The organism is Streptomyces sp. NPDC051976 (genome assembly GCF_040680795.1).
Classification (GTDB): Bacteria; Actinomycetota; Actinomycetes; order Streptomycetales; family Streptomycetaceae; genus Actinacidiphila.
This window is the reverse complement of the sequence record NZ_JBFAXL010000028.1, coordinates 84,982-110,857: the sequence shown is the minus strand read 5'-3', so window position 1 is coordinate 110,857 and position 25,876 is coordinate 84,982. Positions and strand designations below refer to the sequence as shown.

Sequence of the window (25,876 nt, the reverse complement as noted above, 5' to 3'; positions counted from 1 at the left end):
GGGTCTGGCGGAACGGTCGGACGGCGCCGCGGCACCAGGAGGGCGGCGGAACACCGATCACAACCTACCCCGGAGGGGTCGGCGGACCCGCGCTACGGCTCGGGTGAGCGCAACACCCGCAGGTGGCCGCGGCGGGCGACCTCCAGCGGGTCGATGTCGCGGGGGCCGGGTCCCGACCGGGGCCGCTCCTGGGGGCGGGCCGCTTCGCGTACCGCGTTGGCCAGGGCTTCGAGGTCGTCGCCGCTGGGCCGCACCGGGCCGGTGTCCGTGGCCAGCCGTACGACTTCCCAGCCGCGCGGGGCGGTCAGCCGCTCGGAGTGCTCGGAGCACAGGTCGTAGCAGTGGGGTTCGGCGTAGGTGGCGAGCGGTCCGAGCACGGCGGTGGAGTCCGCATAGACGTACGTCAGCGTCGCGACGGCGGGACGGCCGCAAGCGGTGCGCGAACAGCGACGTACAAGGCTCACGAGGTTGGACGGTACCGCACTCTTGAGCGGGCCGCGACGACTCTCCGCCAGGTCACCCGGTCGTGTCGTGCCCGGCCCCCACCAGGTACGCCGTCCGTGCGTACCGCGCTGACCTGGGCAGAAGGCAAAGGTGTACGGAAGGTGTACCAATTGTGCGTGATCGGTGGGTGCCGGGATCGGTCAGCACGTGGCGCATATGCGCCTGATCTATGGCCAGATGCGGTCTCCTTGGTGGCGATGTCCGAACGAAACCGGACGGCCATCGCTCTTTCGGCGACAGGCGCGGGAAACGTCACCGCGGTGTCGGTGGCGTGCGCGGTGGTGTCAGCGATGTGCGGGCCTCCGCGGAGGGCTAGGCTCGTCGCTGATGGACAGCCCGGTACCTCCTCCTCCCGCACCTCGTCCGCGCCACCGCGACCGTCACGGACGCGGGATGCGCGGACCGATCGCGCCTCCCCAGGTGCCGCTCGCGGCCAGCCGCGCGGACGCCTTCGACGATCTGGTGCGGGACGCCGCCGACCGGCTGGAACGCCGCTGGCCGCAGCTCGCCGACGTCGAGTTCGCCGTCCAGGAGGTGCCGTGGCCGCAGGACACGGCCGAGGTGTCGGGGGACGACGCCGTACCGCTGGGCAGGCTGATCGGCGCGGCCAAGGACCGGCCCAGCCGGATCGTGGTCTACCGGCGCCCGGTGGAGATCCGCGCCAAGAGCCGCGACGAGCGCGCCCTCCTGGTGCACGAGGTCGTCGTCGAGCAGGTCGCCGAGCTGCTGGGCCTGTCCCCGGAGAACGTCGACCCCAAGTACGGCGAGGACTGAGCGGGCCCGGGTCGGCCGCCGCCAGGTCCGAGCGCGTCCCGGATCGGACGCGCTCGGAGCGGGCGCCGCTAGCGGTTGAGGATCGTCAGGTCGGGGCCCGCCTGGGGCACCTCGACCATGCCGCGGTCGTCCGGCAGCGGCTGGAGGGTGAACATGGGGACCCCGTTGAGCGGCAGGGACAGCATCCGCGAGGCGTAGACGGGGCCACCGGAGACCGGCTCCACCGTCACCGCGTACGCGCCCTTGCCGCCGTCCGGCGGCGCGGGCTGGAAGCCGAGCGTCGTGCCCGCCTTCACGGTGACGGTCTTCGTCACGGCGGTGCCGCCCGAGGTGCCCGCCGACGAGGTGACCTTCACGGAGGCGTCCTTGCCGACCGCGGTCAGCGACAGGGTCGACGCCTTGGCGCGGTTGTCGGCGACGGTGGCCCGGGTCTCGACCCGCGAGGTGGCGGGCAGGAACGCCATGTCCTGCTTGGTGCCGTTGCCCCGGGTGACGCGCAGCGCGGCGACCACCGGGACGGGCGCGTGCACGGTGCTGGAGCCGATGAGCAGCGAGCCCGCGTCGCCCTTGGTGACGTCACCGAGGTCGACGGCCGTGGTCATCCCGGCCTTGACGTGCAGCGTCTCGTGCCCGGCCGGGGTGATCGTGCCCGTCGAGGTGGCCAGCCGCAGCGTCACGTCCGCGTCGTCGGTGCCGACCGCGTACACCACCAGGCGCACCGACTTGGCGTCCGCCGGGATGCCGGGCATCACCAGGCTGGTGGCCGGGTCGGTCGCGGGCGCCAGCCAGTCGCTGCCCAGCTTGGAGTCGACGGCCTGGACGGCCGCGCCGACCCGGCCGCTGCGGGCGACGACGTGCACGGTGAGGTCGGGGGCCTTGTCCGCGACGAGCGTGGACAGCAGCACCGGTTCCGAGCTCTGGCCGGGCACCGTGATGCCGTCGCCGGTGGACGCCTTGAGCAGGCCGTCCTTGCCGTACAGCTCGACGTCCACCACCGCGGGCGTGGCGTCGGGGTTGACCAGGTGCAGATAGTCCTGGCGGGTCGTGTCGGTGCTCGCGCCGGGGAACCAGAACTCGCTGTCCGGGGCGACGCACGACAGCCCGGACAGGCCGCGCGCGGAGCCCTCGTCGACCACGGTGGTCTGCTGCACGGTCCAGCCCGGGGCCAGTGGGCCGTCGGCGGTGCCGATCAGCGCGGGCGCCTCGGCCTTGTCGGTCGAGGTGGTGACCGGCTTGCCGACCGCCGTCAGCGGCGCCAGCGGCTTGGCCTTGGCGGCCGCGGGCACGAGCTGCGCCTTGGGGCTGGTCCCGCCGGTGCCGCTGTCGCCGCTGCCCGCCGAGCCGCCCGGGCCCTGCGGCGTGAAGGACGTGTACGTGGTGGTGGCGAACTCCGACGAGGACGGCTGCGGGCACAGCAGGGTGCTGCGCTGGATCGGCAGCCGGGCGGCGGTGCCCACATGGGCCGCCGCCGGGTCGCCCGCGCCGGTCAGCACCGCGGCGCCGGTCAGTACGGCGAGCGCGGCGGCGGCGCCCGCCAGGGAGATGGTGCTGCGGTTCACTGGTGGTCGCTCCCGTCCCGGCGCGGATCGCCCTCGGGGTAGTACGAGGCCGGGTCGGCGTATCCGGCGGGGTCACCGTAGGCGGCCTGCTCGTCGTACGCCGCCGTCCCGTCGTGCCCGGTGGTCGCGTAGGGGTCGTAGGCCGGCTGCTGCTGCACATAGCCGTACTGGTCGGTGTATCCGCCCTGCTGCTGCTCGTACCCGCCCTGCTCGGGGGCGTACTGCCCCTCCCACTGCTGCTGGTTCGAGTCGGGCGCGTAGCCGGGGGCGGGGGCCTGCGCCGGGTAGCCGGCGTAGTACGGCTGCTCGCCGGTGTCCGCGGGGTCGCCGTGGACACCGGCGGGGACGGCGTACGGGTCGTAGCCGCCCTCCGCGGGGTCGTACGGCGCCTGTGGCGGCGGTGGCGGCCCGTCCGGTGGCATCGGCGCGGCGGGCCCGGTGCCGGGCTCGGCGTCGTCGTCCGCGGCGGCGGCAGCGGCCTCGGCCTCCGCGGCGGCCTGGAGGCGGCGGGCGCGGCGGCCCTCGCCACCGGCCTGCGCCGGGATCTCGACGGCGCTCGCGGCGTCCGCCTCGGGCAGGTCGTCGTCGATCTCGCGGCGGCGGCCGGGCAGTGCCAGCACGATCGCCACCAGCAGCAGGAAGCCCTGCGCGCCGAGCCAGCCGATGTGGGTGACGGGCTCCTCGAAGGTGACGTCGAGCCGTCCGCCGTTGGGCGGGAGCTGGAAGCCCTGCGCCCAGCCGTCGACCGTGGTCGGGGTGAGCGCGGTGCCGTCGAGGGTGGCGTGCCAGCCCGAGGCCGCGGAGTCCGCCAGCCGCAGGACGCGGCCCGAAGGGCCCGCGGGGATCTTGGTGTGCGCCTCGACGCGGCCGGAGCCGACGCCCACGGGCTGCGCGCCGCTGCTGGTGATCGCCATCCTGGAGACCGGCGTGTCCACCCGCCACAGCTCGCTGCCGTCCGCCTGGCTGACCCGGGACAGGCCGGGGGTGCTGTCGAGCACCCGGCCCATCCCACGCGGCGAGCCCTTCTGGGCGAGGACGTAGCGGACCGCGTAACCGGCCAGCCGGCTGCCCTGGTCGGCGCCGGAACCGGCCACCAGGTTGGCCACCACGGTGTCGAGTTCCTTGTCGCGCCCGGCCTCCGCGGCGAGTTCCGCGTCACCGATCCGCGCGCCGGAGCCGCGTACGAGTGCGTAGGAGACCTGGCCCGCGGTGCCGCTGAGCACCAGGGTGCGGGGCTGGTCGGGCGAGGTGCTCTCCTCGGCGACGAACGCCGGGACCTGCTGCGGGTCGTGACGCTTGATCGGGCCGTCGGCTCCGTCGGCGACCCAGGTGAAGGCGGCGAGCAGCGGCGCCGCGGCGGCGGCCAGCGCGATGAGTCCGGCGACGGGCTGCCGCCAGCCGAACCCACTGGCCGCGATGCGCTCGTTGGCGCCCTCGGCGCCGATCGCGGCGGCGGCCAGCAGCGCCAGACCGTAGACGAGGGTGGCGGGGCCCGCCCACGCCTTGCCGTTCTCGATGACGGCGAAGAGCAGTCCGGTCGCGGCGACGGCCCAGGCGGCGACGATCGCCTGGCGGCGGCTGTCGCGCATCAGGGCGGCGAGCGCGGCGAGCACCAGGCCGATCAGCAGCAGCCCGCCGGACGCCTTGGGGCCGCCGGGACTGAGCATCAGCAGGTCGAGGCCGCCGGCGCCCTTGGTGCCGTACGGCAGTCCGGCCTCCTGGAGCAGGCGGCCGGGGTGCGCGAGCAGGGTCAGCGACCAGGGCGCGAGCAGCACCATGGGGGTGACCAGCAGCGCCGCGAAGCGCAGCAGGTGCGGTACGAGCAGCTGCCGGTAGCCGGTGACGAGCCGCCAGGCGACGGTGGCCGCGGCCAGCACCAGGGCGATCGGCCAGGTGATCGGGGTGAAGGCGGTGGTGAAGGTGAGCATCAGCGCCAGCGCCCAGGTGGCCCGCCAGCCGGGGCGGGCGCCGCGGTCGATGGCGCTCCCGGTGAGCTGCAGGCCCGCCATGGCGACGGCGGCGCGCGCCATCAGCGGCAGCAGGATCGCCAGGACGGCGGTGCCCAGACGTCCGGCCGCCAGCGCCCCGGTCGCGGCGGGCAGGAAGGCGTACGCGACGGCGGCCCAGGCGCGCAGCAGCCGGGACTCGACCAGCGGCCGGGAGGCGAAGTACGCGGAGATGCCCGCCAGCGGCACCGAGGCCACCAGCAGCAGGGTGAGGGTGAGCGAGGTGGAGCCGAAGAGCACGGTCGCGAACAACGCGAGCACCGCGAGGTACGGGGGCGCCGCCTGGGTGCCGCCGGTGCCCAGCGCGTGCCAGGAACCGGCGTAGGTGCCCCACAGGTCGGAGGCGCCGGGGTCGGCGGGCAGCAGCGCCCCGCCGAAGAGCGAGCCGCCGCCGAGCAGCGAGCGGCAGGCGGCGAGCGAGACGACGAGCAGCACGACGAAGAGCATCGGGCCGGGCTTGCGGGCGATCCGCTTCAGCCGGGCGAACTGCTCGACCTCCAGGAAGTCGCCCTCGTCGTCGCCGGGTCCTGACTCGACGGCGCCGCCGTGCCTGCCCGCCGCGGCGGACGCGGCGTCGGCGCGGCCCGCGACATTGCTGACGATCTGGTCGACGGTGGCCCGTACCGTCGCGCCGGGCGGCGGGAAGAGCGGGCGCAGTTCGGACGGCGGTACGGCGCCACGGCCGCGGCGGTGGCGGGCGCCGAGCAGTCTGCCGGGGCGCAGCAGGACGCCGACCAGCCCGACGATCTCGTCGACGGCCTGGCCCGGCACCTTGCCGACGAGATAGGCGAGCGTGCGCAGCAGGGTGCCCACGACGATCCGCAGGACCACGTACGGCAGCATCCGGCCGCTGGTGTTGGCCAGCAGTGTGTAGACGGCGCCCGCCTTGTCGACCCGGTGCGGGTTGACGGCGGAGCGGCCCGCGCAGTCGACGGGGCGGCGCTCGCGGGAGGCGGCCTCGGCGTGCCACATGGCGGCGTCGGGGGCGATGAGCACGGTGTGGCCCGCGGCCTGGGCGCGCCAGCAGAAGTCGACGTCGTCGCGCATCAGGGGCAGCCTGCGGTCGAAGCCGCCCAGCTCCTCCCACACGTCGCGGCGGACCAGCATGCCCGCGGACGACACGGACAGCACCTGGCGTACCTGGTCGTGCTGGCCCTGGTCCTGCTCGCGGCGCTCGAGACCGGTCCAGCGGCGGCCGCTGCGGGCGATGCTGACGCCGACTTCGAGGAGCTGGCGGCGGTCGAACCAGCTGCGCAGCTTCGGGCCGATGATGGTGGCCGACGGCGAGGCGTCGGCGGTGCGCAGCAGCGCGGCCAGCGCGCCGGTGTCGGGCTCGCAGTCGTCGTGCAGCAGCCACAGCCACTGGACGGGTTCGCCGTGCGGCTGCTCGGGCTGGTCGTACGCGTCGTCGTTCCAGCTGCGGCTGACGGGGTCCCAGCCGCTGCGGCGCTGGAGGTACGGCAGGTCCTCGGCGGTGAGCGGCGCGGCGGCGCGTACGGCCTCGTCGACGGCGGCGCCGAAGCCGGTACGGCGGGCCAGGTGCAGCACGCGCTGGTCGCCGAGCGCGTCGGCGAGCAGCCGCGCGGAGTCGTCCGCGCTGCCGGTGTCGGCGGCGATCACGTCCTGGACCGGCCGCTCCTGGGCGAGCAGGCCGGACAGTGCCTTGGGCAGCCAGCGGGCGCCGTCGTGTGCGACGAGCACGGCGGTGACGACGTGGCGCGGGAACTCAGGGGTGCCGGCCGGGTAGGCGGCCGGTGCTGGGCTGTTCACGGACATCGAGGTTCGGGCCCCGGTTCGCTGGACTGCGGTTGACGCGGCGCCCGCTGCGGGCGCCCTCACGTCTCGGACGGGCCCCCACACTAACGGCTTACGCCGGTGACGCCGTCCGGGTGTGAGAACAACGGCAGCCCGCCTCCCGTGCCGGTGGGCGCGGGAAGCGGGCTGTACGGGCGGTGCGGCCGCCGTGCGCGGGCCGGTCGGGCGGGGTCGCCGGCGGGCTCAGACGACACCCTTCTTGAGCCGGCGGCGCTCCCGCTCGGACAGTCCGCCCCAGATACCGAAGCGTTCGTCGTTGGCGAGGGCGTACTCCAGGCAGTCGGAGCGGACTTCGCAGGCGAGGCAGACCTTCTTCGCCTCACGCGTGGAACCGCCCTTTTCGGGGAAGAACGACTCGGGGTCGGTCTGCGCACACAGCGCGCGCTCCTGCCAGCCGAGTTCCTCGTCGGCCTCTTCAGCCAGCAGCAACTGGAACTGCTCGGTCATGCGCGCCCCTCATCTGTCGTGCTGTCCCCGTGGTGCGGCCGTCCCATGTGCGGCTGAACGACACGAGTGAAATTACAAGTGTGCCGATCCGGGCCAGTCAAGCCGAGATCTGCTATTGGGCCCGTTATTCACTCCGCTGAACCAAGAGGTGACAGAAAGTGTTGATATCTGCCTAAACGCATGCATCCGTCAACCGTGGTCCGGTGGAGCCACCGCTCACACCTCGTCAGACGCTGCGGCTTCGCGCACCGTTCCGCCCGCCCGGGTGAAGCGTTGTGGATCACATTCCGATCACAGAAGCACAACAGCAGAACGCGCTTGTGAGCGGATGCTGCACCGCTTATCCGCACACTTCTGCGCACAAACCTTTCACCAATCCATCCAGCCGGATCAGGTGAAAGATTTGCGACATACCCGACATCCAGTTGACAAACGTTGCCCGCGACCGGTCTCCTGGACGGCATGCCCGCTGAGCACAACGCACCCACCAGGACTCGCCGCCGCGAGTCCCGCCGCGTTGCCCTCGCGCAGAGCTGTTGTCGTTCCTGTTGTTGCCGCTGAGTCCCCGCCGGGCCCTGTGACGGCCCTGGCGCCACCCCGCCACTCGCGCACACCACAAGGAACACACCTTTATGTACAGCGACGTCTCGATCGCCGGTGACCCGCTCGCGCTGCCCCACCTGCTCCCCCCGGTGCCGCAACACCCCAGCACCGTCGCGGAGTTCGCCGGACTCGCCCGCACCATCGCCGCCGACCGCGCCCGCTGGGCCCCGCTGGTCCGCTACGACGCCACCACCCGCTGGTACGCCCGGCTGCAGACCGGTCCCGGCTACGAGGTGTGGCTGCTGAGCTGGCTGCCCGGCCAGAGCAGCGGGCTGCACGACCACGGCGGCTCCTCCGGCGTCCTCACCGTCCTCCAGGGCGAGCTGCGCGAACGCGCGGTGTCCGGCGGCCGCGAGACCGCCCGCGCGCTCACCGGCGGCGACCAGCGCGCCTTCGCCCCCGGCTATGTCCACGAGGTGGTCAACGACTCCCTGGAACCCGCCGTCAGCCTGCACGTCTACTTCCCCGGCCTCACCGAGATGACGCCGCACGCGTGCACCTCCGACCGGCCCGGAAAGGTACTCGGGCAGGCCCTTGCGGCCCAGCCCGCGACGACGGGCTGACAGACTGGGGACCATGCGAATCGTGGTTCTGGCCGGAGGTATTGGAGGAGCGCGCTTTCTGCGCGGCCTCAAGGCAGCGGCGCCGGAGGCGGACATCACCGTCATCGGCAACACCGGAGACGACATCCATCTGTTCGGTCTGAAGGTCTGCCCCGACCTCGACACCGTGATGTACACCCTCGGCGGCGGCATCCACGAGGAGCAGGGCTGGGGGCGCGCGGAGGAGAGCTTCGCGGTGAAGGAGGAGCTGGCCGCGTACGGCGTCGGACCCGAGTGGTTCGGCCTGGGCGACCGCGACTTCGCCACCCACATCGTCCGCACCCAGATGCTGGGCGCCGGCTACCCGCTCAGCGCGGTCACCGAGGCGCTGTGCGCCCGCTGGAAGCCCGGGGTACGCCTCATCCCCATGTCCGACGACCGGATCGAGACGCATGTGCTCGTCGAGGTCGACGGCGAGCGCAAGGCCATCCACTTCCAGGAGTACTGGGTACGGCTGCGCGCCGCGGTGCCCGCCTTCGCCGTGGTGCCGGTCGGCGCGGAGGGCGCCAAGCCCGCGCCCGGCGTCCTGGAGGCCATCGCCGAGGCCGACGTCATCGTCTTCCCGCCGTCCAACCCCGTCGTCAGCGTCGGCACCATCCTCGCCGTCCCCGGCGTCCGCGAGGCCATCGCCGAGGCGGGCGTGCCCGTCGTCGGCCTCTCCCCCATCATCGGCGACGCACCCGTACGCGGCATGGCCGACAAGGTGCTGGCCGCCGTCGGCGTCGAGTCGACGGCCGCGGCCGTCGCCGCGCACTACGGCTCGGGACTGCTCGACGGCTGGCTCGTCGACACCACCGACGCCGCCACGGTCTCCGAGGTCGAGGCCGCCGGTATCCGCTGCCGCGCCGTACCGCTGCTCATGGACAGCCCCGAGGCCACCGCGCAGATGGCCCGCGAGGCGCTCGCTCTCGCCGAGGAGGTACGGGCATGAGCGCGCCCGCCGCCCCGCGCTACGAGGTCTTCGGCGTCACCGGCATCGGCGAGGTCGCCGCCGGCGCGGACATCGCCAAGCTCATCGCCGCCACCGGGGTCGAACTCGCCGACGGTGACGTGCTGTTGGTCACCTCCAAGATCGTCAGCAAGGCCGAGGGGCGGGTCGTCCTGGCGGACGACCGCGAGGCCGCGATAGACGCCGAGATGGTGCGGCTGGTCGCGCGGCGCGGGCCGACCCGGATCGTCGAGACGCGGCACGGCTTCGTGATGGCCGCCGCCGGGGTCGACGCCTCCAACACCGCCGCGGGAACGGTTCTGCTGCTCCCCGAGGACCCGGACGCCTCCGCCCGGCGCATCCGGGAGGGCCTGCGCGAGGACCTCGGCGTCGACGTCGGCGTCCTCGTCACCGACACCTTCGGGCGCCCCTGGCGCGAGGGGCTCACCGACGTCGCGATCGGCGCCGCCGGGGTGCGCGTCCTGGACGACCTGCGGGGCGGGCAGGACGCCCACGGCAACCTCCTGAACGCGACGGTCACGGCCACCGCCGATGAGTTGGCTGCCGCCGGGGATCTCGTCAAGGGCAAGGTCAGCGGGGTGCCGGTGGCGGTGGTGCGGGGGCTTTCGGTGCTCCTCGGCTCCGCTGAGGCCGACGCGGACGGCGACGCCGACAGTGGCGCTCGGCCGCTCGTACGGGACTCCGCCAACGACATGTTCCGGCTCGGGACGTCGGAGGCCGTGCGGGAGGCGGTGACGCTGCGGCGGACCGTACGGGAGTTCACCGACGAGCCGGTCGACGGCGCCGCGGTGCGCCGTGCCGTCGCGCTCGCCGTCACCGCTCCCGCGCCGCACCACACCACTCCCTGGCGGTTCGTCCTGCTCGAGTCGGCCGAGGTGCGGGTGCGGTTGCTCGACGCCATGCGGGACGCCTGGGCGGCGGACCTGCGCCGTGACGGTTTCTCCGAGGAGAGCGTCGCCAAGCGGCTCCGCCGCGGGGACGTCCTGCGCCGCGCGCCCTACCTCGCCGTGCCCTGCCTCATCGCCGACGGCGCTCACCCCTACCCCGACGCGCGGCGGCTCGCCGCCGAACGCGAGATGTTCGTCGTCGCCATGGGCGCCGGCGTCCAGAACTTCCTCGTCGCCCTCGCCGGGGAACAGCTCGGCTCCGCCTGGGTCTCCTCCACCATGTTCTGCCGCGACGTCGTCCGCGACGTCCTCGACCTCCCCGCCGACTGGGACCCCATGGGCGCCGTCGCCATCGGCCGCCCCGCCGCCTCCCCTGCTCCCCGCGGCGGACGGGACGTCGACGGCTTCATCGCCGTCCGCTGAGGCTTCCGGGTAGGTGGGGCCTGGTCCGCCTGGCGGGCCGGGCCCCGGGGCTTCCGGCGCAGGGCTTCGAAATCGGATATTTACGGCGCTTCTGCCACCCCCTACCCGCACCCTCTCCCCCGCCACAAATATCCGGCAGCATTTCGAAACCCTCCGCCTGCACCCCCGGGTCCCTCCGTGGGTGGGTGCGCCCGGGTGGGTGGGTCCCCTCGGGGTGGGTGGGCCGACCCGGGCGGGCGGGCTTGGGGTGGGTGGGCCAGCCTGGGTGGGCGGGTCGGCTGGCGGTGAGTGGGTTGCCTATGCCGGTGGGCCTGGACGGGTGGGCGGGCCTAGGTCCGTGAGCCCGGGGGGGGTCGGGGTTGGTGAGCCTGGATGGGTGGGTTGCCGTCCGGGGCGCCCTGGGGGCACCGTCTGTGGGCCCCCGGAGGGGGCCCGGTCATCACCCCCAGTGGACCGGCAGCCGCCATCCGGCCTGGGAGGGGACGTGGCGGGGTGTCCCCGCAGGGCGCCGAACACTCCCCCCGCAGAAGCAGATTCACCCGGCAAGTGTTTGGCGCCCGAGGAGATACCCCGGCGCGGCGCCGACCCCACCCACCAGAAGACCGGCAGACGGAAACGCACTCGCACGGGTGGTGCGGGTGGGAAAAACAGGGGGTGAGGTCAGGAGTGGGGGGTCGGGGGGTTGGGGGCCAGGCGGGGGCCGTGGCGGGGTGGGGAGGGGGAGTTGAGGAGGATGAGCCGGGCGGCGCGGTGGCGCTGGCCGGCGTAGGGGGCCAGAAGTTCGAGCATGGTGGCGTCGTCGGACCGCCGCTCCCCGGTGAGGGCAAAGCCGATGCGGTGAGGCAGGTGGAGGTCGCCGACGGTCACCGCGTCGGGGGCCCCGTGGCTGCGCTGCAGGACTTCGGCGGCCGTCCAGGGGCCGATCCCTGGGAGTACCTGAAGCCGGGCAGAGGCTTCCTCCGGCGCGAGCGCCGTCAACGCCTCGAGCCGCGCAGCGACCCGCACGGCCCGCAGGATCGTCGAGGCCCGCTTGTTGTCGACGCCGGCGCAGTGCCAGTCCCAGGACGGGATGAGGGCCCAGCCCCGTGCGTCGGGCATGACGCGCATGCGGCCCGCGGGCCCGGGAGCCGCCTCGCCGTGCTGGTGCAGCAGCAGCCGCCAGGCGCGGTACGCCTCCGCGGTGGTGACCTTCTGTTCGAGGACGCTGGGGACGAGGGCCTCGAGGACGAGCCCGGTCCGGGTCAGCCGCAGGCCCGGGTGCCGCCGGTGGGCGGTGTGGACGAGCCGGTGCCGCGGGGTGAACGCGGCGGGGTCGTCGTACGCGCCGAGCAGCGCGGGCAGCGCGTCGAGCAGCCACTGCGCGCCGGGCCCCCAGGCGTGCGCCTCGATGGTGGCGGGGCTGCCGGTCAGCCGGAGGGTGCCGGGGCCTTCGGGGGTGCGGCTGGCACGCCAGACGGTGCCGTCCGGGGTGGTGCGGAAGGCCGGGTCGCCGGGACCGCGGCGCAGCGGGTCGAGGGTGCGGCGTACGTCGAGCGGCCCGTCGGGCGACCAGGTGCGGGTGCGCGGCGCGGCGGACGCGGCCGGTGACGCGGTCCCGGCGTCGGCGCGGCGGCTCGCCGGGACGCGGGCGGCGGCGCCGCTCACCTGGGTCCGGGTCGGACGGGTTCGCGGTGAGTGCACCCCGCGAGGGTATCCGCCGCCCGCGCCCGGCGCCGCCCACCCGGACGGTCAGCCGGGAACAGCCCAGGTCAGCCGGGATCAGCCGCGACACAAGCCGCGCCCCGCCCCCCCTACTGGTCGGAGGAGAAGCGGATCGCACCCCCGTCGATCCGCGCGTCGCACCACACCCGCACCCCGTGCCGCAACTCGTTGTCCGGGCCGATGTGCGCGCCGTCGCCGACGACGACGGAGTCGAGGACCGTACGGCCGCCGATGTGGGCGCGGGCGCCGACCAGGGAGTTCTTGACGACGGCGTCGGGCTCGACGACCGCTCCGGCCAGCACGGTGCTGCCGTCGACGCGGGCGCCGGACCCGATGACGGCGCCCGCGCTCACGCAGGTGCCGCCGCTGAGCTTGGCGTCGGCGGCGACCTGGGCGCCGGGCAGCACCAGGTACTCGCCGCGCCTGCCGGGGACGGCCGGGGAGGGCGCGCGGCCCGTGACGAGGTCGGCGGAGCCGCGGACGAACGCCTGCGGGGTGCCGAGGTCGAGCCAGTAGGTGCTGTCGACCATGCCCTGGAGGTGGGCGCCGGTGGCGAGCAGGTCGGGGAAGACCTCGCGCTCGACGGAGACGGGACGGCCGCTGGGGATGGTGTCGATGACCGAGCGGGTGAAGACGTAGCAGCCCGCGTTGATCTGGTCGGTGACGATCTCCTCGGGCGTCTGCGGCTTCTCCAGGAAGGCGGTGACGCGGCCCGCCGCGTCGGTGGGGACCAGGCCGAAGGCGCGCGGGTCCTCGACCCGGGTGAGGTGGAGCGAGATGTCGGCGCCGGTGTCGCGGTGGGTGGCGACCAGGGCGCGGATGTCGAGGCCTGTGAGGATGTCGCCGTTGAGGACCAGGACCGGTTCGCCGGGGGCGGAGTGCAGGCGGTGCGCGACGTTGCGGATGGCGCCGCCGGTGCCGAGCGGGTCGGTCTCGGTGACGTACTCGAGGTGCAGGCCGAGCGCCGAGCCGTCGCCGAAGTGCGGTTCGAAGACCTCGGCGAGGTAGGAGGTGGCGAGTACGACGTGCTCGACCCCGGCGGCGCGGGCGCGGGCCAACTGGTGGGTGAGGAACGGCACTCCCGCCGCGGGGATCATCGGCTTGGGGGTGTGGACGGTGAGCGGTCGCAGCCGGGTGCCCTTCCCTCCCACCAGGAGGATGGCCTCTCTCGCCGCGGGACGCTCCCCGGCCGGGACGGAAGCGCGGGCGGAGGCGGACGCGGAGGCGGGGTGTGCACGCATGGCATGCATAGTGACATGAGCCGTAAAGCTGAGTTATCGGCAGCTGACGGTCCGTCGGGTGTGGCGCGCCCACCTGTACCCGTACGGACCACACGCGTGCCACTGGGTAGCCTGGCACGCGTGACCACTAACGCCGCCACCCCCGCCGCCCTGCTCGACGCCGCTCTGGGCGGGGATCCGGGCCGCCCGCTGGTCACCTTCTACGACGACGCCACCGGCGAGCGCGTGGAGTTGTCGGTGGCGACCTTCGCCAACTGGGTGGCCAAGACGGCCAATCTGCTCCAGGACGACCTGGGGGCGCAGCCGGGCGACCGGCTGGCGCTGCTGCTGCCCGCGCACTGGCAGACCGCGGTCTGGCTGCTGGCCGGCTTCTCGGCCGGTGTGGTCGTGGCGCCCGGCGGCGACCCGGCCGCGGCCGATCTGGTGGTGAGCGGCCCGGACACGCTGGAGGCCGCGCTGGCCTGCCGCGGTGAGCGGGTGGCGCTGGCCCTGCGGCCGCTCGGCGGGCGTTTCCCGCAGCCGCCCGCGGGCTTCGCGGACTACGCGGTGGAGGTACCGGGGCAGGGCGACCGCTTCGCCCCCTACGCGCCGGTCGGCCCGGACGCCCCCGCACTGGAGCTGCCGGGCGGCGAGGTGCTCACCGCGGGCGAGGTCGTCGCCAGGGCGCGGGCGTCCGCCGCGGAGCTGGGTCTGGAGCCCGGTGCCCGGCTGCTGTCGGGGCGTGCGTTCGACGGCTGGGACGGGCTCGCGGCCGGGCTGCTCGCCCCGCTGGCCGCGGACGCCTCGGTCGTACTCTGCCGTCACCTCGACCGGCTGCCGGCCGACCAGCTCGCCAAGCGGAAGGACGCCGAGCGCGTCACGCGTGACGTCTGAGCCGCTTGGGGCCGTACGGGATCGGTGAGTCGTAGGCCGGTCGCACCGTACGGCCGCCGCACCGGTCCGGCGGCAAACGGAACGGGTTGCTCAGGCAACCAACCCCTCGATTCGCCTGTCTGAACGGGTGCCGGTCGGACGTTCGAGTCCGCTCCCCGGCGCCAGGGCGACTTCCGAGGGACGGGCAGCGACGTGACCACGCCAGCAGAAGCTCCGCAGGGTGAAGCCGATTCCGCGGCGTCCGCGTCCGCCGGGCGGAAGCGTTTCCGCTGGCTGCGCGTCGCCGCCCTGTGCACCGCCATGTTGGTGCTCGGCACCGCGGGCGCGGCCTGGTTCCTCTACCAGCGCCTCAACGGCAACATCACCACGGACACCGTGACCGAGACCGAGTTGAAGGTCCACGAGTCGGAGCGGCCCACCGAGGGCCCCACCTCGGCCGAGAACATCCTGCTCATCGGCTCGGACAACCGCGGCAACGGCAACGAGAAGTACGGCCAGGACAGCGGCACCCAGCGCTCGGACACCACGATCCTGCTGCACCTGGCGGCCGACCGGAAGAGCGCCACGGCGGTCAGCATCCCGCGCGATCTGATGGCGCACGTGCCCAGTTGCAAGCTCGCCAACGGCACCATGGACCACGCGCGGTTCGAGCAGTTCAACTGGGCGTTCGAGTCCGGTGGCGCGGCCTGCACGATCCGCACCGTGGAGAACATGACCGGGATCCGCGTCGACCACCATCTGATCGTCGACTTCAACGGTTTCAAGAAGATGGTGGACGCGGTGGGCGGCGTCGACGTCTGCCTGGCGAAGCCCGTGCACGACACCCAGGCGCATCTGGATCTGCCCGCCGGGCGCCAGACGCTCCACGGCGAGCAGGCGCTGGGCTACGTCAGGGCCCGGCACGCGCTCGGCGACGGCAGCGACACCGAGCGGATCGACCGCCAACAGGGCTTCCTCGGCTCGCTGCTGAAGAAGGTCCGCAGCAACGGTGTCCTGCTCAACCCCACCAAGCTCTACCCGCTGCTGTCGGCGGCGACCTCGTCGCTGACCGCGGACCCCGGCCTGGACTCGCTGACCGAGCTGTACGACCTCGCGCACAGCCTGGAGCGGATACCCACCGGGGCGGTGCGGTTCCTCACCGCCCCGCGGGAGCCGTACGTCAACGACATCAACCGCGACCAGCTCGTGCAGCCCGCCGCCGACACCCTCTTCGCGGCGCTGCGCGACGACCGTACGGTGACGGTGACCGGCGAGACCCCGTCCGGCGGCGACGGCGGTACGCCCGCCACCGGCACCCCCGGCACGCGCACGAGCCCCGGTACGAGCACGAGCCCGGGAACGGGCTCGAAGGGCAGCCCCGCGGGCGGGCCGACGTACCGCGGGACCACCGCCGACCACGACATCTGTGGCAAAGCCGAATGAAATCCCGCTAAAAACTCCGGCCAACTCCTGGGCGCGATCGACCGTTTTGCCCGGTTGTAGCGGGGTGGATTTGTCACGGGCGTGCAGGGGCGCTGAACTGTGGGGCTAGTGTGAGCGATCCGGCCGATCCGGATGGAGGACCCGAGCGACCGTGGACACGCAAGGCCGTAGGAACATCGACCCGGCGGACCAGTGGGTCCTCGATCCGGCAACCGGCACCTACCAGTTGCGACTGGATCCGGAGGCCGCGCCGTCAGCGGGCGTGCCGCCGCAGGGCCGTTACGGTGACGCCGAGTCCGCACCCGCCGCCGAGTCCGCCGCCGAGCCGACACCCGACGACTCCCCCGCGGCGTCCACGTCCTCCCCCGCCCCCGGTGGCCGCCGCGCCGCACGCACCGGCGCGGCCGCCGCGACCGCCGCCGCGGGCAGCCGCAACCGCCGCAGGGCGAAGCCGCGGATGTCCCGCAAGAAGAAGGTCCTCGCCTGGACCGGCGGCACCGTCGGCTTCCTGCTGGTGGCGACCACGGTGGCCGGATACCTGGTCTACGAGCACTTCAACAACAACATCACGACCGTCGACGTCGGCGACGCGGGCAGCAAGGACGTCGTCAGCGACGGCCCGATGAACATCCTCGTCATCGGCACCGACAGCAGGCAGGGCCTGGGCGGCAAGTACGGCGACGCGGACAACGTCGGCCACGCCGACACCACGATCCTCTTCCATGTGTCGGCCGATCGCAGCAACGCCACCGCGATGAGCATCCCGCGCGACATCGTCACCTCCATCCCGGACTGCCCGACGAAGCAGAAGGACGGCTCGGTCAAGACGATCCCGGGCACGCCCGCCCGGCTGACGACGCCGAAGTTCAACGAGAGCCTCGGGGTGGCGGGCCGCGACCCGGGCTGCACCATGCGCGCCGTCTCGCAGCTGACCGGTGGACTCAAGATCGACCACTTCATGATGGTCAACTTCGAGGCCGTGAAGACGCTGTCCACGGCCGTGGGCGGCGTGGACGTCTGCCTGGCCCGGCCGCTGGTCGACCCGAAGTCGCATCTGAACCTGACCGCGGGACCGCACAAGATCGAGGGCGAGCAGGCGCTGGAGTTCGTACGGACCCGGCACGCGCTCAAGAACCAGAGCGACCTGGACCGGATCAAGCTGCAGCAGAACTTCCTCAGCGCGATGATCCGCCAGATCAAGTCCACCAACACCCTGACCAACCCGAAGAAGCTGTTCACGCTGGCCGACGCGGCCACCAAGGCGCTCACCGTGGACACCGCGATCGGCAGTGTCAGCAAGCTGACCAGCCTGGCCAAGGACCTCAGCAAGGTGGACTCCAAGCACATCAGCTTCACCACGCTGCCGGTCGTCGACAACCCCAACGAGAAGGTGCACGCCACCGTCGTCGTCGACCAGACCAGGGCGCCGCAGCTCTTCTCCCTGATCAAGAACGACGTCTCGCTCACCCAGACGAAGAAGCCCGCCGCCAAGCCGGACCCGCGGCTCACCGGGCCCAAGGCGACGCCGCACAACACGCGGGTCAACGTCCTCAACGGAAGCGGCGTGTTCGGCGCGGCCCAGGACACCGTGAACTGGCTGCAGAACACCCAGGGCGTCAACCGCTCGGACAACGGCGGCAACGCGCCCGCGACGATCGCCACCACCACGCTGGTCTACGCGCCCAACCAGGCCGACCAGGCGCGCTCGCTGGCCGCGATGATGGGCCTGCCGGCCTCCGCCCTCAAGCAGGGCACGACGAACGCGGCGCCGCTGGCGTACATGACCCTCACCCTCGGCAAGGACTTCACCAAGCCGGGCACCCCGATCGGGCCGCCGACCGCCGCGCCCAAGGACCTCCAGCGGACCCAGGCGGACAACACCGCCTGTGTGAAGTAGCCCGTTTTCGAGCGTTTCGCCAGCATGGCGTCGGACAAGTCATGGCCCTCGCATGCAACTCCGAGCCACTCATAGCCGTCTGACAGAAGGACGACTGAGTATTACCCGGATGACACACCCGGATGCGGCGGCGCGTCGGCGCGCACCGTTCGCACACCGCGCAAGGGGGCGCGGCCGGGAGTCCGTGGATATCGATGCGCGCCGAGGGGGAGGGTACGGATGCGCGACGGGACGATAGGGGGCAACGGCTTCGGAGCGGCTCCCTCGGACCCGGGCGACGGATGGGACGAGGGTCTCTACCGCGACGACGCCCGCTCCTACGCGCCCGGCCCTGGGCAGTACTCCGGCGGCCAGTACCCGGCGCAGCCGCACGCGGGGGGCGGGCACCACCAGGGCGCGCCCTACCCGGGCCAGTCGTATCCCGGCGAGCCGTACCAGGGCGAGTCCTATCCGGGCGAGCCGTACCAGGGGCAGCAGATCCCGGGCCAGCGCGGCCCCGGGCTGCTCGACGACGACGGGTTCGGCCCGCCGCCGGAGACCGAGTCCGGCATGGGCAGTGGTCCTGGCGACGGCGGCGGGCACCGACGTGGCGGCCCGCGGCGGCAGGGGAGCCGAAAACGCAAGGTGCTGAAGTGGATCGCGATATCCACGGCGGTGCTGGTGCTCGGTACGGCCGGCGCCGCCTACGGCTACTACGAGTACCTGGCGGGGAAGATCCGCAAGGGTGAGCGCAGCAGTGGCGCCACCAACGTGGCCAAGCCCAAGGCGAACGCCGACGGCGAGAGCCCGATGAACATCCTGATCCTGGGGTCGGACTCGCGGAACAGCGCGGCCGACGCCAAGCTCGGCGGCGCGGCCGACAGCCAGGGCGCCCGCGCCGACGTGATCATGATCGCCCACCTGTCGGCGGACCGCAGCAACATGTCGGTGGTCAGCATCCCGCGCGACACCCGGGTGGACATCCCGGCCTGCACCGACCCCAAGACCCACCAGTCGTACGCCCAGACCAACGACATCATCAACGCCTCGCTGGGCCGCGGCGGGCCGGGCTGCACGCTGGCCACCGTGCAGAATCTGACCGGTGTCTACATCGACCACTGGCTGATGATCGACTTCGCCGGTGTGGTGAAGATGGCCGACGTGGTCGGCGGTGTGCAGGTCTGTGTGAAGAACAGCGTCTGGGACCGGCCGACGAAGTACATCAAGCACGGCGGCTCCGGGCTGAAGCTCACCAAGGGCAACCACACCATCAAGGGCCAGCAGGCGCTGCAGTGGCTGCGGACCCGGGACGCCTTCGGCAGCGACGCGGGCCGGGCCAAGGCCCAGCACATGTACATGAGTTCGCTGATCAGGAATCTGCGCAGCCAGAACCTCTTCACCGACCCGGGCAGGCTGAACCACATCGCCACCACGGCGATGGAGGCGTTCGAGGTCTCCGAGGAGATCGGCACCCCGAAGAAGCTCTACGACCTGGGCATGCAGCTCAAGACGGTGCCGCCGAACCGCATCACGATGCTGACCATGCCGCACATCGCGGACCCGAAGGACCCGAACGCCCACTACGTCCCCTCGACGGACGCCACCACGGTGTGGTCGCTGCTGCGCAGCGATGTGGCCATGGACGCCAACGGGAAGGCGAAGACCTCCGCGACGGCCAAGCCGACGCCCTCGACCCCGCAGGGTCCGCCCGCGGCGGCGTCCGCGACGATCCCGGTCACCGTGGTCAACGGCACCGCCGGTACCGCGGGCAATCCGGCGGTCCCGCACCGTGCGGGCGGTATCGCGCAGGCCCTCGTCACGGCGGGCTTCACCAAGGCCGCCGCCGACCAGACGCCGAAGCCGAGCCCCGGCACCAGCGTGGTCTACCCGGCGAGCAGCGGCGCGCAGGGCAAGGCCAACGCGACCGCGGTCGCCAAGGCGCTGAAGATCCCGGCGTCGAACGTGAAGTCGTCCACGACGGCGCAGACCGTCACCGTGACCGTCGGCGCCGACTGGAAGTCCGGCACGGACTTCAGCAAGACGCTGCCGAAGGCGGGCGGCGTGCCGACCAGCGCGGACGTCATCAACGGAGCGGACAACAAGGGCTGCATGGACGTCGAGCCGATCTACCGCTGGCAGGGCTGACGCCGGTCAGGTAGCCGCACGACAGGAAGGAGGGGGCCCGCCGATCCGGCGGGCCCCCTCTCGTGTGTTCCGGGTTCCTGTGTTCCCGGGTTCCTGGCTTACGCGTCCGCGGTCTCGGCGGTGACGGCCGGGCGGCGGCTGGCGATCACCCGGCGGGCCAGCGAGCGGGGGCTGGTGACGAAGCCGTATCCCCAGCACATGTGCATGGTGGCCAGCGCCAGCGGGATCCGCAGCCGGGCGCCGAAGGACAGGCCGCGGCCCGCCGGGAGCGAGCCGACGGTGATGGCGGCCAGATACGCGGCCGGGACCAGCAGCGCCCACGGGGTGACGGCGGCGCCGACGACCACGCCCGCGAGGTTGGCCAGCAGCGCGGCCGGGGCGGCCAGATAGCGCAGGTTGACCGAGCCGCGGTGGTAGCGGGTGACGACCCGGCGCCAGCGGCCGTAGTCCTTGTACTGCTTGGCCAGGGTCCGCACGCTGGGGCGCGGCCGATAGGAGACCAGCAGGTCGGGTGAGAACCAGATGAGGTGCCCGGCCTCGCGGATGCGGTAGTTCAGCTCCCAGTCCTGGGCGCGGATGAACTCCTCGTTGTAGCCGCCCTGCCGTTCCAGCACCTCGCGGCGGAAGACGCCGAGGTAGACGGTGTCGGCGGGGGCGGCGGCGCCTCCGGTGTGGAAGGCCGCGTTGCCGACGCCGATCCTGGAGGTCATCGCGGCGGCGACCGCGCGCTCCCAGTCGTTCTCGCCCTCGGCGTGCATGATGCCGCCGACGTTGGCCGCGCCCGTCTCGTCCAGCAGCCGTACGGCGGTGGCGATGTAGTCGGCCGAGAGCATGCCGTGGCCGTCGACGCGGACCACGACCGGGTGCCGGGAGGCGTTGATCGCCGCGTTCAGCGCGGCGGGGGTGCGCCCGGTGGGGTTGGGCACCGTGTGGACCCGCGGGTCCTCGGCGACCAGCTCTGCCGCGATCGCGTCCGTACGGTCCGCGGAGGGACCGAGCGCGATGACGACTTCCAGCTCGCCCGGGTAGTCCTGTTCCAGGATGTGCCGGACGGAGTTACGCAGATGGCGCTCCTCGTTGAGCACCGGCATGATCACGGAGACGGCCGGGAGCGCGGGGTCATTGGCGGATTTCATCGGGGCAAACGTTACCGCTTACGGGGGATCCCAGTGCGTGGGGGCAAGACCGACAGTCCTATTTGTCCCTAGCCTGAACGGGTCTGTCCCGTCTGCACCGCCCATGCCCCGCCGCGGAGGTCCCCTCGTGCCGCCCACCCGCCGACGTCCGCCGATCCGCTGGAGCACCAGGATCGCGGGCGGCGTGGCCCTGATGGTGATCACTGTGAGCGGCATCGGCCACGGGCTGGTCAACGGGGTGAGCGACGCGATCGGCCGGGTGGACGCGTTCGGCGGGATGGAGGGGCGGCCCGACGGCACCAAGGGCACCAACTACCTGCTCGTCGGCACCGACGGCCGCGACGGTCTGGCCCCGGCCGAGAAGCAGCGGTTCCACCTCGGCGGCGCGCCCTGCCACTGCACCGACACGATCATGCTGGTGCACCTGTCGGAGGACCGGTCGCGGGTGAGCATCGTCAGCATCCCGCGCGACACCTATGTACGGCTGCCGGTCAGGCCGGACGCGCCGACCGGTCCCACCCGCCCCGCGAAGATCAACGCGGCGTACTCGGCGGGCGGCCCGAAGCTGACGGTGCGCACGGTGGAGCGGCTGACGGGCGTCCATATCGACCACTATCTGGAGATCGACTTCATCAGCTTCATGAAGACGGTCGACGTCCTGGGCGGCGTCCCGGTCTGCACGACGCGTCCGCTGAAGGACGCGTACACCGGTCTCGACCTGCCCGCGGGGACGACGCTGCTGGACGGCGGGCGGGCGCTGCAGTACGTACGCTCCCGGCATCTCGACGGGGCGGCGGATCTGGGGCGGATGCAGCGGCAGCAGCGGTTCGTGGCGCAGATCATGCGCCGGATCAGCTCCGGCGGGGCGCTGACCAACCCGTTGGAGATGAGCCAGATCGCCTCCACGGTGCTGGGGTCGCTCCGCGCCGACCAGGGGCTCAACGCGACGGACATGATCGCGCTGGCCCGCGGGATGAAGGGGTTCTCGACCCGGTCGTCGGAGTTCGGCTCGGTGCCGCTGAGCGATACGAACTTCCAGGTCAAGGGGATCGGCTCGACGGTGAAGTGGGACACGGCGAAGGCCGGTCCGATGTGGGCGGCGATCCGCGCGGACGAGCCGCTGGCCTCGCACCAGGCGCCCGCGGGGAAGCCGGGCGGGGAGTCGGCGCAGCCCGGGTCCGGGCAGGGCGGCGGGCAGCCGGGCGGCGGGGGCGGTCAGGGCGGCGGGGGCGGCCCGCAAGCGCAGGCTCCGGCGCCCGCGTCAGCCCCGGCCCCGGCGGGCGTCAAGGTCGCGGTGGACCCGGCGCAGATCCGGGTGTCGGTGGCGAACGGCACCGACACCAGCGGGCTCGCCACGTCCGCGCAGAAGGCGCTGCGCGCCACCGGCTTCGCGACCACGGGCGTCCCGGTCACGGCGCCGCAGCACAGCGCGCACACCGTGATCCGCTACGACCCCCGCTGGGACCGCTCGGCGAAGGCGCTGGCCGGCGCGCTGCCGGGGGCCCAACTCGTCGCCGTGAACCACCAGGGCCCTGTGATGCAGGTCACCCTCGGCCCCGACTTCCACGCGGTGACCCCGGTCACTGTGGACCGCCCCGACACCACGGGCACCCAGCAGAAGGCCATGACGGGCGACGAGGTCGGCTGCTGAGGGCCGCTGAAGGCGCTCCGGGGCCCCGCGGACCGGTCAGTCGTCCAGGCCCTCGGCCGCGCGCCGGCGGCGCAGCTCGACGATGGCGCGGCGGCGGGCCAGCCGGTGGGTGCGGCGGATCTGGGCCTCCTGCTCGCGGCGCCGGTCGGCGTCCGTCTCCGGCAGCACGGGCGGCACATTGCGCGGCTTGCCGTCGACGTCGACGGCCACGAAGACCAGATAGGCGCTGGCGACCTGCTTGGCGGACCCCGCCTCGTTCCACCGCTCGGCCATCACCCGTACCCCGACCTCCATCGAGGTCCGGCCGGTCCAGTTGACCTGGGCTTTCACGATGAGCAGGTCGCCGACCCTGACGGGTTCGAGGAAGGCCATCTCGTCCATCGCACCGGTGACGGCCGGTCCCTCGGAGTGCCGCCCGGCGACCGCGCCCGCCGCGTCGTCCACGAGCTTCATCACGACACCGCCGTGGACGGTGCCCAGGAGGTTCGTGTCGTGCGCGCTCATGATGTGGGAGAGCGTGATGCGGGACGCGGAGGTGGGCTTGCCCGGGATCACCGGGACGCCGGGGAACTCCGGCACGGATGCGTCGATCATGGCCTCCACTTTAGGTCCGCTCCAGGGCCGCGGGGACGCGCGTCACGAGGTGCGTCACGAGACTGCTGCGGCTGGTGGCCGAATGCATCGGGTCTGCTACAGAACCGCCCTGGATTGCTGGTCTCCCGCGGTCGGCATGCACACTTTCCTGCATGAACGGTTGGAGCGATGACACCGAACAGCGTCGGCAGGCAGAGCCGCCGCTGCCCCCCGAACTGTCGCCGCGCAGGGCTGCCGGTGCTGCCCGAGGGATTCCGCCGCAGCCCACCCGCAGCGCCGCGGCACCCAGCGGTGGCGCGGGCGGCCAGTTCGGCCCGCCGCCGACCGCGGGACCTGACAGCGGTCCCCGGCGGCCGCGCTGGAGTACCCGGAAGAAGATCGGCTACACGGCGCTGGGCCTGGTCGTGGTGCTGCTCGTGGTGTCCGTCTCCACGTACTTCTGGGCCGACTCCAAGGTCCGCCGCGAGGTCGACCTCAGCAAGGTCGAGGACCGGCCGCCGACGGGCAAGGGCACGAACTACCTGATCGTCGGCTCCGACAGCCGCGAGGGGCTGACCAAGCAGGACGAGAAGGACCTGCACACCGGCGCCGCCGAGGGCCAGCGCACCGACTCCATGATGATCCTGCACACCGGTTCCAACGGGACCACCATGATGAGCCTGCCGCGCGACTCGTACGTGACCATCCCGGCCTTCACCGGTCAGCAGTCCGGCAAGCGCTACGCGGCCTCCACGCACAAGCTCAACCGTGCGTACGCCGACGGCGGCCCCGAGCTGCTCACCCGCACCATCGAGTACAACACCGGTCTGCACATCGACCACTACGCGGAGATCGGCTTCGCCGGGTTCGTGAACCTGGTCAACGCGCTGGGCGGCGTCAACATGTGCCTGGACAAGCCGCTGCACGACAAGGCGTCGGGCGCCGACTTCGCCGCGGGCTGCCAGAAGCTCAACGGCAAGCAGTCGCTGGCCTTCGTACGGCAGCGCCACCAGGAGGCCGACCAGGACCTCGGCCGGATGCGGAACCAGCAGAAGTTCCTGTCCACCCTGGCCCACCAGGCGGCTTCGCCGAGCACGATCCTCAACCCGTTCAAGCTCTACCCGGTCATCGGTTCGGGACTCGACACCCTCATCGTGGACAAGCACATGAGCCTGATGAACCTGGCCTCGATGTTCTGGGCGATGAAGGGCGTCACCGGCGGCGACGGCACCTCGATCACCGTGCCGATAGGCAACGCCAACTTCCAGACCAGGAGCGACGGCGACGCGGTCAAGTGGGACATGACCAAGGCCAAGACGCTCTTCGGCGAGCTGAAGAACGACGACAAGGTCACGGTCACCAAGTAGCGCGCCCCGCGAGGCAGTCGCCACGGGTGACACCGCAACGGCCCCGGCCCGGCAGCTTCGTGCTGCGGACCGGGGCCGTAGGCATGTGGGGGCGGACCTGGGTCAGGCCGCCTGGGCGCCGGTGACCGCGGGCACCCACTGGTCCAGCTCGGGCCGCCAGTAGCGGGCCACGTTCAGCCGGGTCGGCTTGGGCTCGCCCGGGAGCTGGAACTTCAGCGAGCTCCACAGGGCGTTGCGCTTGACCTCGCTCACCAGGCGCGCGGCCTCGTGGCGCGGTATGGCGGCGACGAGCTCCTTCGGACGGGCGCTCATCCGGCCCGCCTTGTGGAACACCACGGCCTGCTCGGTGACCGTGACGAAGTAGTACTTCACGAATGCCTGAGCGATCACGCCGAGCGAGTTGATCAGCCACGGGCTCGGCCCGGTCACCGTGTGGATGGTGGCGATCGCCCGGTCGCCCGGGTTGATCTGTGCGATGGCCTGAGCCACCTGCTCCTGCATCGTGGACTTGCGAATGGCCATGTGGGGCCCCCGACTTCAGTTCGTGGAAAAGACTGCGACGCCCGTCGTCAGATGACGACGGGCGTCGCAGCGTACCGCCAACAGGCTGTCAGGTACCCGTCGGGTACATACCGGTCGTGCGTCAGTGCCGTGCGGCCGCACCACGACGGCGCAGCGCGAACACCGCGCCACCGCCGACGAGGACCAGCGCGCCGGCGACACCGGCGAGCATCGGGGCGTCGCTGCCGCCACCGGTCTCGGCCAGGTTGCCGCTGCCGCTGGAGGACGGCGACGGGGAGCTGGTGTCACCGACGGCCGGGGCGGTGGTGGTCGGCGTCGCGCTCGGCGTCGTCGAGGGGGTGGTCGACGGCGTGGTGGAGGGCGTCGTCGACGGGGAGTTGGACGGGGAGGCGGGCGGCGTCGGCTTCGTGCACGCCGTCTCCGGGGTCGTGACGTAGGTGTCGCCGACGACGTCGCCGCTCTTCGTCTTCACCACGTGCACCGTGTACTTGGTGCTCGGCTTCCAGTCCACCGGGAAGGTGACGGGGACGCCCAGGTCGGTGTTCCCGACGACGCCGGACTTGGATCCGACCTCGTTCTGGCCCTCCGACACGGTGATCGTCACCGGGGTGGAGTTGTCCTTGTCGACAACGGTGATCGAGCCTTTGCCCTGGTCGCAGGAGGCACTGGCGGTGAACTCGCCGATGTGGCAGGCGAACGCGGTGCCTGCAACGCCGAGCGCGAGCGCGGCTGCGGCGGAGGCAACGCCGATGGTACGCACCGAGATCGCGGTGCGGCGGGATATGGACACGTCTGCCCTT

Annotated in this window: 20 protein-coding genes; 10 read left to right on the top strand and 10 right to left on the bottom strand. The window is 72.7% G+C overall.

Translation table 11 applies throughout. The annotated features are described in order from the left end of the window. Positions 1-92: 92 nt before the first annotated feature. Positions 93-515: a DUF3499 domain-containing protein gene (locus AB0M29_RS25900; RefSeq protein ID WP_365386589.1), complete on the bottom strand. Its 423-nt coding sequence runs from the start codon at positions 513-515 to the stop codon at positions 93-95. Positions 516-831: 316 nt separating this feature from the next. On the opposite strand from AB0M29_RS25900, the gene AB0M29_RS25895 reads away from it, so the two are divergent. Next, entirely contained in the window at positions 832-1,278 is a 447-nt protein-coding gene (locus tag AB0M29_RS25895; RefSeq protein ID WP_365386558.1) for a metallopeptidase family protein, read from the top strand. 68 nt (positions 1,279-1,346) lie between these two features. On the opposite strand, the gene AB0M29_RS25890 is transcribed toward AB0M29_RS25895, so the two are convergent. The 3 genes from AB0M29_RS25890 to AB0M29_RS25880 all read right to left on the bottom strand — a co-directional run bounded on the left by AB0M29_RS25890 (position 1,347) and on the right by AB0M29_RS25880 (position 7,105). Next, the gene (locus tag AB0M29_RS25890; protein WP_365386556.1) at positions 1,347-2,837 is read right to left on the bottom strand and encodes a DUF5719 family protein; all 1,491 of its coding nucleotides are present in this window, start codon (positions 2,835-2,837) and stop codon (positions 1,347-1,349) included. Next, positions 2,834-6,619, bottom strand: coding sequence for a glycosyltransferase family 2 protein (locus AB0M29_RS25885; RefSeq protein WP_365386553.1), 3,786 nt, complete (start codon positions 6,617-6,619; stop codon positions 2,834-2,836). The genes AB0M29_RS25890 and AB0M29_RS25885 overlap by 4 nt, the downstream gene beginning before the upstream one ends. 222 nt (positions 6,620-6,841) lie before the next feature. Then, entirely contained in the window at positions 6,842-7,105 is a 264-nt protein-coding gene (locus tag AB0M29_RS25880) for a WhiB family transcriptional regulator (protein ID WP_031519519.1), read from the bottom strand. Between the two features lie 632 nt (positions 7,106-7,737). Here AB0M29_RS25880 and AB0M29_RS25875 point away from each other — a divergent pair. Genes AB0M29_RS25875 through AB0M29_RS25865 form a run of 3 tightly spaced genes read left to right on the top strand, consistent with a single transcriptional unit; the run spans position 7,738 to position 10,569 of the window. Then, complete coding sequence (locus AB0M29_RS25875; protein WP_365386551.1) at positions 7,738-8,271, top strand: cysteine dioxygenase family protein; 534 nt, start codon at positions 7,738-7,740, stop codon at positions 8,269-8,271. Between the two features lie 13 nt (positions 8,272-8,284). Continuing rightward, on the top strand, positions 8,285-9,241 hold the full coding sequence (gene cofD, locus AB0M29_RS25870) for a 2-phospho-L-lactate transferase (protein ID WP_365386548.1): 957 nt from the start codon (positions 8,285-8,287) through the stop codon (positions 9,239-9,241). After that, a complete protein-coding gene (locus AB0M29_RS25865; RefSeq protein WP_365386545.1) occupies positions 9,238-10,569 on the top strand; it encodes a coenzyme F420-0:L-glutamate ligase in 1,332 nt (443 codons plus the stop codon). Before cofD ends, AB0M29_RS25865 begins: the two co-directional genes overlap by 4 nt. Positions 10,570-11,229: 660 nt before the next feature. Here AB0M29_RS25865 and AB0M29_RS25860 read toward each other — a convergent pair. Further along, positions 11,230-12,075 carry a DNA-3-methyladenine glycosylase 2 family protein gene (locus AB0M29_RS25860; protein ID WP_365386587.1) on the bottom strand — a complete coding sequence of 282 codons (846 nt, stop codon included), beginning with the start codon at positions 12,073-12,075 and terminating at the stop codon, positions 11,230-11,232. 284 nt (positions 12,076-12,359) lie between these two features. Then, complete coding sequence (locus AB0M29_RS25855; RefSeq protein ID WP_365386543.1) at positions 12,360-13,511, bottom strand: NDP-sugar synthase; 1,152 nt, start codon at positions 13,509-13,511, stop codon at positions 12,360-12,362. A gap of 120 nt (positions 13,512-13,631) precedes the next feature. Between AB0M29_RS25855 and AB0M29_RS25850 the strand changes: the two genes are divergently transcribed. From AB0M29_RS25850 to AB0M29_RS25835, 4 genes are all read left to right on the top strand, one after another. After that, positions 13,632-14,384, top strand: coding sequence for a TIGR03089 family protein (locus AB0M29_RS25850; RefSeq protein ID WP_365386540.1), 753 nt, complete (start codon positions 13,632-13,634; stop codon positions 14,382-14,384). Between the two features lie 192 nt (positions 14,385-14,576). Then, positions 14,577-15,806: an LCP family protein gene (locus AB0M29_RS25845; protein ID WP_365386538.1), complete on the top strand. Its 1,230-nt coding sequence runs from the start codon at positions 14,577-14,579 to the stop codon at positions 15,804-15,806. A 151-nt stretch (positions 15,807-15,957) separates the two neighbouring features. Continuing rightward, on the top strand, positions 15,958-17,703 hold the full coding sequence (locus AB0M29_RS25840; protein WP_365386536.1) for an LCP family protein: 1,746 nt from the start codon (positions 15,958-15,960) through the stop codon (positions 17,701-17,703). A gap of 219 nt (positions 17,704-17,922) precedes the next feature. Then, positions 17,923-19,827 (top strand): LCP family protein, encoded by a 1,905-nt coding sequence (locus AB0M29_RS25835; RefSeq protein ID WP_365386534.1) that lies wholly within the window; start codon positions 17,923-17,925, stop codon positions 19,825-19,827. A 98-nt stretch (positions 19,828-19,925) separates the two neighbouring features. Here the strand turns inward: AB0M29_RS25835 and AB0M29_RS25830 are convergent, their stop codons facing one another. Then, complete coding sequence (locus tag AB0M29_RS25830) at positions 19,926-20,963, bottom strand: glycosyltransferase family 2 protein (RefSeq protein WP_365386531.1); 1,038 nt, start codon at positions 20,961-20,963, stop codon at positions 19,926-19,928. 127 nt (positions 20,964-21,090) lie between these two features. On the opposite strand from AB0M29_RS25830, the gene AB0M29_RS25825 reads away from it, so the two are divergent. Continuing rightward, entirely contained in the window at positions 21,091-22,614 is a 1,524-nt protein-coding gene (locus tag AB0M29_RS25825) for an LCP family protein (protein ID WP_365386530.1), read from the top strand. 36 nt (positions 22,615-22,650) lie between these two features. Here AB0M29_RS25825 and AB0M29_RS25820 read toward each other — a convergent pair whose 3' ends face one another. After that, positions 22,651-23,208 carry an acyl-CoA thioesterase gene (locus tag AB0M29_RS25820; RefSeq protein WP_365386528.1) on the bottom strand — a complete coding sequence of 186 codons (558 nt, stop codon included), beginning with the start codon at positions 23,206-23,208 and terminating at the stop codon, positions 22,651-22,653. 152 nt (positions 23,209-23,360) lie between these two features. Here AB0M29_RS25820 and AB0M29_RS25815 point away from each other — a divergent pair, with 152 nt between their 5' ends. Then, a complete protein-coding gene (locus AB0M29_RS25815) occupies positions 23,361-24,554 on the top strand; it encodes an LCP family protein (protein ID WP_365386526.1) in 1,194 nt (397 codons plus the stop codon). 102 nt (positions 24,555-24,656) lie between these two features. Here the strand turns inward: AB0M29_RS25815 and AB0M29_RS25810 are convergent, their stop codons facing one another. Together AB0M29_RS25810 and AB0M29_RS25805 are read right to left on the bottom strand one after the other, a co-directional pair. Then, on the bottom strand, positions 24,657-25,076 hold the full coding sequence (locus AB0M29_RS25810) for a hypothetical protein (RefSeq protein ID WP_365386524.1): 420 nt from the start codon (positions 25,074-25,076) through the stop codon (positions 24,657-24,659). Positions 25,077-25,197: 121 nt separating this feature from the next. Next, positions 25,198-25,866 carry an LAETG motif-containing sortase-dependent surface protein gene (locus tag AB0M29_RS25805; RefSeq protein ID WP_365386521.1) on the bottom strand — a complete coding sequence of 223 codons (669 nt, stop codon included), beginning with the start codon at positions 25,864-25,866 and terminating at the stop codon, positions 25,198-25,200. Positions 25,867-25,876: the final 10 nt, after the last annotated feature.

Bases quoted from the DNA above. Each gene is read 5' to 3' on its own strand.
- AB0M29_RS25895 (WP_365386558.1), top strand. From the start codon at position 832: ATGGACAGCCCGGTACCTCCTCCTCCCGCACCTCGTCCGCGCCACCGC.
- AB0M29_RS25835 (WP_365386534.1), top strand. From the start codon at position 17,923: ATGCGCGACGGGACGATAGGGGGCAACGGCTTCGGAGCGGCTCCCTCG.
- cofD (WP_365386548.1), top strand. From the start codon at position 8,285: ATGCGAATCGTGGTTCTGGCCGGAGGTATTGGAGGAGCGCGCTTTCTG.
- AB0M29_RS25820 (WP_365386528.1), bottom strand. From the start codon at position 23,208: ATGATCGACGCATCCGTGCCGGAGTTCCCCGGCGTCCCGGTGATCCCG.
- AB0M29_RS25830 (WP_365386531.1), bottom strand. From the start codon at position 20,963: ATGAAATCCGCCAATGACCCCGCGCTCCCGGCCGTCTCCGTGATCATG.
- AB0M29_RS25885 (WP_365386553.1), bottom strand. From the start codon at position 6,619: ATGTCCGTGAACAGCCCAGCACCGGCCGCCTACCCGGCCGGCACCCCT.
- AB0M29_RS25880 (WP_031519519.1), bottom strand. From the start codon at position 7,105: ATGACCGAGCAGTTCCAGTTGCTGCTGGCTGAAGAGGCCGACGAGGAA.
- AB0M29_RS25815 (WP_365386526.1), top strand. From the start codon at position 23,361: ATGAACGGTTGGAGCGATGACACCGAACAGCGTCGGCAGGCAGAGCCG.
- AB0M29_RS25865 (WP_365386545.1), top strand. From the start codon at position 9,238: ATGAGCGCGCCCGCCGCCCCGCGCTACGAGGTCTTCGGCGTCACCGGC.
- AB0M29_RS25855 (WP_365386543.1), bottom strand. From the start codon at position 13,511: ATGCGTGCACACCCCGCCTCCGCGTCCGCCTCCGCCCGCGCTTCCGTC.
- AB0M29_RS25875 (WP_365386551.1), top strand. From the start codon at position 7,738: ATGTACAGCGACGTCTCGATCGCCGGTGACCCGCTCGCGCTGCCCCAC.
- AB0M29_RS25810 (WP_365386524.1), bottom strand. From the start codon at position 25,076: ATGGCCATTCGCAAGTCCACGATGCAGGAGCAGGTGGCTCAGGCCATC.